The sequence below is a fragment of the Actinoplanes sp. TFC3 genome (assembly GCF_001553785.1).
Classification (GTDB): domain Bacteria; phylum Actinomycetota; class Actinomycetes; order Mycobacteriales; family Micromonosporaceae; genus Actinoplanes.
This window is the reverse complement of the sequence record NZ_LOJP01000001.1, coordinates 3968924-3978719: the sequence shown is the minus strand read 5'-3', so window position 1 is coordinate 3978719 and position 9796 is coordinate 3968924. Positions and strand designations below refer to the sequence as shown.

Genomic DNA, 9796 nt, shown 5'->3' with positions numbered 1-9796 from the left:
CCGGCGGGCCCGGAGCCCTGGTCGAGCTGGTATTGCCCTGCGTCACCGCCCGCTGACTTCATTCTCCGCTCATGGTCGTCTTGTCACGCTGGTGCCATGAACACCCAACCCGAACGAAAGCCCACCCGATCCCCACGCTTGGTCCGAAGCGTCGCGGTGGGCCTGCTCGTGGTCGCCGGGGCTGCGGTGGCGGCCACCCAGGCCGACTCCTTTGCCGCAACCACCGCACCCAGCGCCTCCGGCCGGGCGATCCCCACACCCAAGACCTCCGGCCCGGCGGCCCCCACCGCCGTGAGCAGCGTTGCCCTGGTTCCCGCCCAGGGCGCGCTGCTGGGCCACTACTACGGCAACGGCACGGTCACGAAGACCGACCAGCGCATCGGACGCAAGCCGGCAGTGCACCTGACCTACTACGACTTCAAGGACGACTGGGTCAAGTCACCGGTGAACACCTCGGACTTCGCCGACGGCCGGGTGCCCCTGATCAACGTCGAGCCGAACAACATCAACTTCACCGACATCACCAACGGCCGGTACGACACGATGTTGAAGAAGCGCGCCGATGACGCCAAGGCGCTCGGCAAGAAGTTCTTCGTCGACTTCGCCGCGGAGATGAACGGCGACGAGGGCTGGGGTGGACACGACCCCGCCAAGTACATCGCCGCGTGGCGCCACATCCATGACATCTTCACCGCCCGCGGCGCGACAAACGTGGTGTGGGCCTGGTGCCCGAACAACGAGGACTCCGGGGACTCCCCGGCGGCGATGAAGTACTACCCCGGCGACCAGTACGTCGACTGGACCGGCATCGACGGCTACAACTGGGGGACTTCGGACCCCGACTTCGAATGGCAGAGCTTCCGCAGCGTCTTCAGCCGGCTGTACCCCCAGCTCGCCGCGAAGGGTAAGCCGATCATCATCGCCGAGATGGCCTCGGACGAGGCCGGGGGCAGCAAGGCGAGCTGGATCACCGAGGTCGTCCCGACGCTGAAGACCACCTACCCGCTGATCAAGGCGATCGTCTGGTTCGACGTCGACAAGGAACGTCACTGGCAGATCAACTCATCAGCTTCGGCGCTCACGGCGTACCAGAAGATGGCCAAGGACCCTTATCTGAACCCGTAGGCGAAAAAGTTCCTGGTTCCTGAAATCAGAAGGTGACCCCGGACGTGTCCGGGGTGTCGAACCGGTGCCGACACCGGATCGAGCCGGGCCTGCTCGGGCCCGGCACCTGACGAAGGAAGGATCCCCCGATGAGCAGGAAGCTGATGGCCGGAGCCGCGCTGGTGGCGTCGACCGGCACGATGATCGCGGCACTGGGGATGTCCCAGGCCAGCGCCGCCACCGCGCCGCCGGCCGGTGCGAAGCCCGCGGCGGCGCCCGCTCCCAACCCGGTGTTGCAGGGCAAGCGCCAGGTCGCCATCGTGCGGGCCGAGGCGTTCGAAGGTGCGCTGTCGCTGCTGGACAACGGCCGGCTCGGCGAGGTGGACGGCGACGAGGGGCACACGCTGTTCGTGCTGGCGCCGCTCGGCGGGGACAAGTACCTGATCCGCACCGCGACGCCGGACACCGCGACCGGTGGCGAGCCCTCGTGCTGGAAGGTCCACAACCCGCACACCACCGCATCGCTGACCGTGCGCAAGGCGGCCTGTGACACCCGCAGCAGCGCCCAGCGGTTCACCGTCAAGGCCGTCAAGAAGGCCGGCACCACGACGTACGCGATCAGCAACGGCTCGGCGTACCTGCAGTACTTCGCGAACTCCGGGCTGATCCTGGAGGAGCTGGGCGACGCGCCGCTGGTCTCCACCTTCAAGATCGTCGACAACGGACCGGCCCCGGTTCTGGACTGACGGTGCTGAAAAATTGATCAACGTGGTTGCGCGCATCGGCTAGATGTAGGCGTATGCGCAGAACCCTTACCTCGGTCGCGATCGTCGCGGCCCTGATCGCCGGATCAGGTGGACCGGCGGCGGCCCAACCGCCGCCGCCGGCCTCCACCGCACTGCCCAGCGGGTGGTCCGTCGAGGGCGGCCAGCTCACCTGGCGCTCGGACAAGCCGATCCCGATGGGCGATGCCGCCGTCGAGTTCTGGGACGGCGACAAGCTGCTGGGCCGGCCCGAGCCCCAGCGCGACCAGCGGACGTACAAGCTGGATGTTGATTCTCGCGGGCTGGATTCCCTGCAGGTCCGGGCGGGCGGCAAACGTCTCGACGCAGCGGCGCCCGCGGCCCGCCGGCAGACCACCGCGGCGGTCCCGAACCTGGCCCCGCAGGCGGCGAACCCCGTGGACCCGGGCATCAAGGGTCCCTACCGGACGATCCGCGGCGAATACTCCCTGGCCGGCGTGCAACTGCCGGACTTCGCGCAGAAGGTCGAGATGCAGGCCGTCGTGGTGGCCCCGGCGAACGCATCCGGCAAACGGCCGCTCGCGTTGTTCCTGCACGGCCGGCACTCGATCTGCTACGACGGCACCGAGGACGGCGGCCCGCAGGACTGGCCGTGCCCGGCCGGCACCAAGCCGATTCCCAGTTACCGGGGCTATCTGCAGGCCCAGGAGCTGCTTGCCGCACAGGGCTACGTCACGGTTTCCATCGCGGCGAACGGCATCAACGGCCAGGACTGGGCGGTCGAGGACGGCGGCGCGCAGGCCCGCTCGTCGCTGGTCCGCCAGCACCTGGCGGAGTGGGCGGCCTGGTCCGGCGAGGCCCGGTCGACGGCCCCGGCGATCGTGCGCAGCGCACCCCGCGCCGATCTGTCCCAGGTGCTGCTGATGGGCCACTCGCGAGGTGGTGAGGGCGTGAGCCGCGCCGCCATGGACACGCTCACCCCGCCACCGGCCGCGCAGGACGGCTACCACGGCAAGGTGCGCTGGACGATCCGCGGCCTGCTGCTGGTCGGCCCGACCATCTTCGGTCACGATCCGGTCCCGGACGTGCCGTCGGCGACGATCCTGCCGGGCTGCGACGGTGACGTCTCGGACCTGCAGGGCCAGATGTTCATCGACGAGACGCGCGGCGTGAGCCGGGGCAAGGCGCTGCACAGCTCGCTGTACGTGGTGGGCGCGAACCACAACTTCTTCAACACCGAGTGGACCCCGGGGCAGGCGGTGGCGCCGGCGTGGGATGACTTCCAGAGCGAGGCGACCGACCCGGTGTGCTCGCCCGGCACGCCCACGCGGCTCACGGCCCGGCAGGAGCAGACCGTGGGCGCGGTTTATGCCGCCGCTGCCGCGCGGCTGTTCGTGGCCCGCGACGATCGGGTACGTCCACTGCTCGACGGCACCGGCGTGCGCGCCGCGTCCGCCGGTCCGGTCCGGGTCCTCAGCCATGCCCTGGGCGCCCGGCGCATCCCGGCCGTGCTCCCGGACCCGTCCGTCAAGGCCACCGGCGGCGCCCGGATCTGCGCCCAGATCGCGGTCCAGCCCGCCCAGGCCTGCCTGGCCCAGCAGGACCAGGCCACCAGTTCGGCCCACTTCGTGGCGTTCGGCGGCATCGTGCCCGAGCCCGGCCGGTACGCCGCCGAGCTCACCTGGCCGGTCGCCGGCCGGCCGCTCACCCTCAAGCCGGCGCGCCCGGTGTCGCTGAGCGGTTCCCGGGATCTGGCGTTGCGGCTCATGGTGCCGCCCAACACCACCGGCACCCGCTTCGGCGTGACGGTGATCGACGACCGCGGACGGCGCAGCGCGCTGGGTGAGGTCCAGGTCGACGGGCTACCCGGCAGTGCGAGCACCACCTCGTACTGGGCGCGGGAGGTGCGGGTGCCGCTCGGCCGCTTCTCCGGCAAGCTGGCCCAGCTGCAGCTCACCCCGCGCACCGCCACCGGCCGGGCCTGGCTGATCGACGCCTGGGGCTGGAGCGCCGGCACGCCCGACCCGCGCGAGGCGGCACTGCCGCGCATCGACATCGGCAAGCTCGCGGTCGACGAGGGCAACTCCGGCACCCGTACCCACGTCATCCCGGTGAAGGTGACCGGGCGTGGCGGCGGCAAGGTGCGGCTGTTCCTGACCGACATGACCACCTGGGAGACCACGTCCTGGGTGGCGAGCGTGCGCCCCGGCGACCGGTCGATCCGGGTGCCTGTCAAGGTCACCGGCGACACCCTGTACGGCCAGGACGAGGGCAAGATGCTGACCGCCAAGGCCGAACGCGGGCTGGTCATCGGCGATTACGTGGGCGGCATCGACGTCCGCAACGACGACCCGGCCCCGGCTGTCACGATCACGCCCCTCGCGGACCGGGTGGCCGAGGGCGGCGTGCTGCGCTGGCAGGTCAAGCTGTCGGCGCCCGCGGAGACCACCATCTCCCTGTGGGCCTCCCCGGCGGCACCGGTCACCGGCACCGAGCTGTCCAGCACCGACGTGGATCCGCACTGGTTCGAGGAGTACGCCGGGCAGGACCCCGAGCCGTCGCTGCCGCTGTCGCAGACCTGGCTGACCGTGTACGCCGACATCCCCGCCGGTCAAACCAGCGCCGAGCTCACCGTGCCGACCATCACCGACGCGCTGAACGAGCCTGCCGAGGTGGTCGAGCTGCACTTCGACGAGAGCACCGGCCTGGCCCCGGTGACCGGGACCGTGACCGGCTGACCCGGGCTGCTCAGCCCCGCACGAGGGCGTCGTACACCTCGGCGAACCGCGTGCGCCGCCCCGCGTAGTACTCGGCATACGCGGGGCGGGGCTCGTAGGTGGCTCCGGTCGTGCGGGGCGCGCGGGCCATGTCCGGTGCTAGCACCTCCAGCGCGATCAGCGCCGTGCCGCGCTGGGTGGCCCGCCGCCGGGTCACATGGGTGACCGGGCGGGCGAGAACGTCGGCGAGTACCTGCAGCCACTCGGGTTGATCGTTGCTCACCCGGCCCGCCGCCGCGACCTCCACGATCTGCGGGGCGGCCGGCTGCAGCTCGCCGGCCACGCGGGCGTACGTCATCGCCACGCCCTCGATGATCCCGCGGAACAACGCGTCGGCGTCCGTAGCCGCCGACACCCCACCGAAGACGGCCCGCGCCGCACCGGCCCAGCCGGGCGCGCGTTCGCCGGTGAGGTACGGCAGCACCAGCGGGGTGGCCTCGCTCGGCGCCGCGCTCAGCACCGGCGACAGCTCCGGGCTGAGCTGCAAGGTGCTCTGCGCCCAGCTGACGGCGCGCCCCACATCGTTTATCGCCCCGCCGAGCAGCGTGCGTCCCGCCTCCACCCGGTAGTTCCACAGCCCGGACGGCAGCGGGTCGGCCGGGCCGTCGAGCAGCACCCGCAGGGCACCGCTGGTGGCAGTGGCCGCGGTGAGCACGGTGGCATCGATCGCCCCGGAGCCGACGTTGCTGGCGTAGCCATCGGTGATGACCGGGAACCAGACGGCCCGGGCCAGGGCGCGCCAGCGGGCCGGGGCCGCCGGGGTTGCCGGTTCGCTGGTGTCCCGCGGCGGGGTGAGGTGCCCGGAGCCGAGGCCCGCGACGCCGAGCAGTTCGGCGTCGAGGTTGCCGGTTCGCCGGTCGAGCAGGCCGGTCCACGCCACCGTGGATGTCCCGGCGAGCGGCTCGCCGATCAGCCGGGCCCAGATGTACTCACCCAGCGACCACCAGGCGGCAGCCCCGGCCACGATGCGCGGCTGGGTCGCCGCGAGCCAGCGCAGGCGCGGGGCGTGATAGCTGGTGTGCAAGCGGGTGCCGGTGCGCTGCTGCACCGCGTGCTCGTCGAGCTCCTGGCGCAGCGCGGTCACCGCGTCGGCGCTGCGTGAGTCGGCGTAGGTCAGGCACGGGGTAAGCGGGTGCCCGGCCGGGTCGACCGCGATCAGCGAGGCCGCGAAGGTGTCCATGGCCACGCCGGCGATGCGGGTGCCCAGCCGCGGGTCGCTGGTCACCGCTTCGAGAATCTGCTCGACCTCCGCGGTCACCTGGTCGGGGTCGATGATCGAGGTGCCGTCGGGGGCGACCGTGAAGGCATGCGGCACCTTGTGCTGCAGCCCGTGCACCCGCCGTCCGGACGCGTCGTGCACGCCGCCCCGGGTCGCGGTGGAACCGATGTCCAGCGCCAGGACCAGCGGGTCGAGGGCCTTGTCGAGGGCAACGTCATCGTCGGTCATCGCGGTCCTCGTCGTCGGCGGGTTGATCGGTGGCAATGCTAACCAACCGCAGCCGCGAACGCCCGCCGTGACGCACCGGCGGTAGCGGCCGGGCCGGCCTTGTTGCGACAGGCCGGCCCGGCGTCAGCCGTTACTGAGGTGTTCAGAGGCCCAATGCCGCAAGAATCGCGTTCAGCAGAGCGGCCAGCGTACCGAGCGGCAGGGTCAGGCCGCCGTCGAGCAGCCCGGCCACGGCGCACAGCAGGTTGCCGAGCAGGTTGCCCGCTCCGGGAATGGCGGTGATGTCGAGCACCACGGTGTTGAGGTGGACGGCCAGACCGAGCAGGTTCAGGTCCAGCGGGCCGAGCACCAGGTGCAGGACGGGGCAGGTGATGATGGGGGCGGCGTTGGTGGACTGGCCGATCGGAACCTGGACCGGCAGGGTGACGGCGGTGTCAGTGGTGCCGACTGTGTTCCCGGCAGCATCGGTGAGAACGCTGTGCAGCGTGCCGACAGCAACCAGCTCGTCGTTCTGCACGGCGAACTCGGTCGGGGTGAAGGTTCCGGCGACCGTGCCTCCGTCGGCGAAGGTGCCGCTGACGGTCGACGCCAGCGTTCCCGCTGCGGAGTCCTGAGCGGCGGCAGCGGGGGCCGGGGCAGGTGCGGCGGCGGCGGGGCTGCCAACGGCGACGACCGTGGTCAGGGCCAGCGTGCCGGCCAGGGTGAGCCTGGCGATCATGCCTGTACGCATGTCAGTTCCTTCCATCGATGGACTTCGTCAGCCCGTCGATGCCCGGACCTCGCATGAAAAAACGGCTAAAAGAGGGAAGAAGTATTCATATGACGCGATGTCGATTTTGCAACCGATTTACCGGCGGAGGGCGTGGAGGATCCGCTGCCGAAGCCGTGTTCGCGAGCGGGTAGCCGTCACCGCGACGGCTCCCGGGCGCAGGCTGACTGCCGATTCGGGCCATGGTTCACCTGGCTGAATAACTTGTCAAGATAGAGAAACGTGAATGTTTTTGCGGGAGGGTAAGAGAACGTGGAATTGCGGGCAGTCATTTGATCGCGGTGCGGTGATCCAGCTCGCCGGGGAGGTGCCCCGCTGCGGTACCGCTCGGCTGTTGGGAGGTTCAAAACGGCTGGCGGCCCCGGACTAAGGGAATCCCAGACCCGGCCGAAGATCGAGAGAGACGCACTTTCCTCACTCGTACAGGAGAACTGGGCATGCAGGACGCGGTATCCGGGGCCGGCGCACCGGTTTCCGGCCGGGACCGGCCGCGGCTCGCCCGGATGGTCGCCAACCGGGGAATTCTGACCAAGATCGCCGCTGCGGTGCTGCTGATGGCCGTCGTCGCCCTCGTCGTCGGCGGCCTGGCGATCGGCCGGATGCAGGCGATGAACCGCGAGGCCGACGACATCTACGCTCGTGGTGTGGTGCCGGTGCAGCAGATCGATGCGGTCCGGCTCGACATGGACCAGACCCGGCGCAACATGCTGAACTATGCGATCTCCCGGACCGAGGCCTCGTTCGCCAAGTATCAGCAGGCGATCAAGGACAACGACGCCGCGTTCACCGAGGACCTTCGCCGGTTCCGGGCCAACGCGGTGGACCCCGCCCTGGCCGACCAGCTCGGCACCACCTGGGCCGAGTTCCAGAAGCTGCGCGACAGCGACTTGCTGCCCGCCGCCAAGCGCGGCGACCTGGCCGGGGTGGAGAAGGCCCGCGACGAGGTCACCCTGCCCGCAGCGACCAAGGCGGGCGACATCGCCACCCAGCTCGGGCAGCAACAAGCGGCCGATGCCCAGCTGCGCCAGCGCGCTGCCGCAACCGGGGCCCGCCACGCCCGGAACCAGATCATCATCATTCTCCTGGCCGGTGTGGTGGTGGCGTTGGTGTTCGCCACCTGGATCGCCCGATCCATCCGGGCGGGCCTGCGCAAGGTTTCGCATGCGGTGGAAGGCCTGGCCGCCTGTGACCTGACCCGATCGGCGAACCTGGACTCGCGCGACGAACTGGGCATGATGGGACGCGACTTGGACCGGGCGGTCGACTCGGTGGCGCACACCATCCGCGAGCTGGTCGGCACTTCGACGGCGCTGTCCGCCGCGGCTCTGCAGCTGGCGAAGGTCAGCGACGAGCTGACGACCGGGGCCGGCGAAGCCTCGGGCAAGGCCGGCTCGGCCGCCGCGGCGGCCGAGCAGATCACCAGCAACGTCCAGACCGTCGCGGCCGGTGCGGAGCAGATGACCGCTTCCATCCGCGAGATCGCCTCCACCTCGTCGGCGGCAGCCCATGTGGCCAACGAGTCGATGGAGATCGCGCAGGCCACCAGCTCCCAGATCGCCGAGCTGGGGCAGGCAAGCGTCGAGGTCGGCGACGTGGTCAAGCTGATCACCTCCATTGCCGAGCAGACCAACCTGCTGGCCCTGAATGCGACGATCGAGGCAGCCCGGGCCGGGGACGCCGGCAAGGGATTCGCTGTGGTCGCCTCGGAGGTCAAGGACCTGGCCCAGGAGACCGCCCGGGCCACCGAGGACATCACCGCCAAGATCGGTGCGATCCAGCAGCGCAGCGACGGTGCCAGCGCGGCCATCGTCCGGATCGAGGCAGTCATCGCTCAGATCAGCGACTACTCCACGACCATCGCCTCGGCGGTCGAGCAGCAATCCGCGACCACCAACGAGATGACCCGGTCCATCAACGACGCCGCCCAGGGCAGCGGCGAGGTGCAGGCCAGCTTTGCCGCCGTCTCGCAGGTCACCGAGGCGACCTCGGACGCGGCCCGGTCGAGCAAGGACGCCGCTGACGACCTCAGTGAGCTCGCCGTCCGGCTGAACACCCTCGTCGGACGGTTCCATTACTGACCCCCGGTGCCCTGGTGGCACTTCACCCGCTTCTACGCCGTGAGGACCGATGACCAACGACGCGTACCACATGAGCCGCCCGGATCTGGCCGAAGCAAAGGCGGCGGTGGAGAAGCTGTACGGTCACCGGGCCCGCGACGTGTGGCCGGGCCTGCTCAACCGAGCCGGTCTCAGCGGCCACGAGACCGACCCGGCGGCCATCGAGCGGCTCACCGAGGCCATGCTCGGCGCCGATCCGGTCCTCGCGCTGTGCGGGCGCAGCCTGGTCATCCGGCTCAAGAGTTACGAGTACCTACGGGCCGCCGCCACTGTCATCGCCGAAGCCAAGTAAGCATCCTCGCGGAGAGACGCCCATGTTGAACAATCTCGAAGAACTCGCCGGCCTCGACCGGCTCACCGCGATGGCGGCGTACGACCTGTTCGACCCGGAACTCGCTGCAGAGCTGCAGCAGATCTGCCGGCGCAGCGCTGAACGACTCAACATGCCGTTCAGCGCGGCTCAGGCCGTCCTGGACACCGCCACCGCTACCCTGGCCACCAACGCGGGAGAAGCGGACTCCCTGTCCCCGCTGGGCGGCTCGCCCAACGAGCTGACCTTCTGCTGCCAGGTCGTCCTGGACAAGGCGCCGTACCTCTGCGAGGACCTGGCCCGTGACCCGGAGTGGACCGCCCACCCTGCGGTCGCTGCCGGGCTGGTCCGGGCGTACGCCGGGGTGCCCCTCGTGCTGCCCTCCGGGTACACGCTTGGCAGTCACTGCGTCATGGCTCCCGACATTCGCGGGTTCACCGACGAGGATGTCCGCCACCTCACCGCAGCCGCCACCCAGATCGTGGACCTGATCAGCCGCTACCCCCACCCTGGCGGGCGATGAATTCAC

At 70.4% G+C, this 9796-nt stretch carries 8 protein-coding genes; 6 read left to right on the top strand and 2 right to left on the bottom strand.

What is annotated here, in order from left to right; translation table 11 throughout:
- Positions 1-96: 96 nt before the first annotated feature.
- From TFC3_RS17895 to TFC3_RS17885, 3 genes are all read left to right on the top strand, one after another.
- Entirely contained in the window at positions 97-1125 is a 1029-nt protein-coding gene (locus TFC3_RS17895; protein ID WP_082772127.1) for a glycoside hydrolase family 26 protein, read from the top strand.
- Between the two features lie 128 nt (positions 1126-1253).
- The gene (locus tag TFC3_RS17890; protein WP_067501090.1) at positions 1254-1850 is read left to right on the top strand and encodes a hypothetical protein; all 597 of its coding nucleotides are present in this window, start codon (positions 1254-1256) and stop codon (positions 1848-1850) included.
- A gap of 53 nt (positions 1851-1903) precedes the next feature.
- Positions 1904-4585 carry a S9 family peptidase gene (locus tag TFC3_RS17885; protein ID WP_067501088.1) on the top strand — a complete coding sequence of 894 codons (2682 nt, stop codon included), beginning with the start codon at positions 1904-1906 and terminating at the stop codon, positions 4583-4585.
- 10 nt (positions 4586-4595) lie between these two features.
- Here the strand turns inward: TFC3_RS17885 and TFC3_RS17880 are convergent, their stop codons facing one another.
- Positions 4596-6071: a gluconokinase gene (locus TFC3_RS17880; protein WP_067501085.1), complete on the bottom strand. Its 1476-nt coding sequence runs from the start codon at positions 6069-6071 to the stop codon at positions 4596-4598.
- A 142-nt stretch (positions 6072-6213) separates the two neighbouring features.
- The gene (locus TFC3_RS17875; protein ID WP_236718182.1) at positions 6214-6801 is read right to left on the bottom strand and encodes a hypothetical protein; all 588 of its coding nucleotides are present in this window, start codon (positions 6799-6801) and stop codon (positions 6214-6216) included.
- 476 nt (positions 6802-7277) lie between these two features.
- Here TFC3_RS17875 and TFC3_RS17870 point away from each other — a divergent pair, with 476 nt between their 5' ends.
- Genes TFC3_RS17870 through TFC3_RS17860 form a run of 3 tightly spaced genes read left to right on the top strand, consistent with a single transcriptional unit; the run spans position 7278 to position 9790 of the window.
- On the top strand, positions 7278-8918 hold the full coding sequence (locus tag TFC3_RS17870) for a methyl-accepting chemotaxis protein (RefSeq protein ID WP_082772126.1): 1641 nt from the start codon (positions 7278-7280) through the stop codon (positions 8916-8918).
- A 49-nt stretch (positions 8919-8967) separates the two neighbouring features.
- Positions 8968-9249, top strand: coding sequence for a hypothetical protein (locus TFC3_RS17865; RefSeq protein WP_067501081.1), 282 nt, complete (start codon positions 8968-8970; stop codon positions 9247-9249).
- 22 nt (positions 9250-9271) lie between these two features.
- The gene (locus TFC3_RS17860) at positions 9272-9790 is read left to right on the top strand and encodes a GAF domain-containing protein (RefSeq protein ID WP_067501079.1); all 519 of its coding nucleotides are present in this window, start codon (positions 9272-9274) and stop codon (positions 9788-9790) included.
- The last annotated feature ends 6 nt before the right edge of the window (positions 9791-9796 follow it).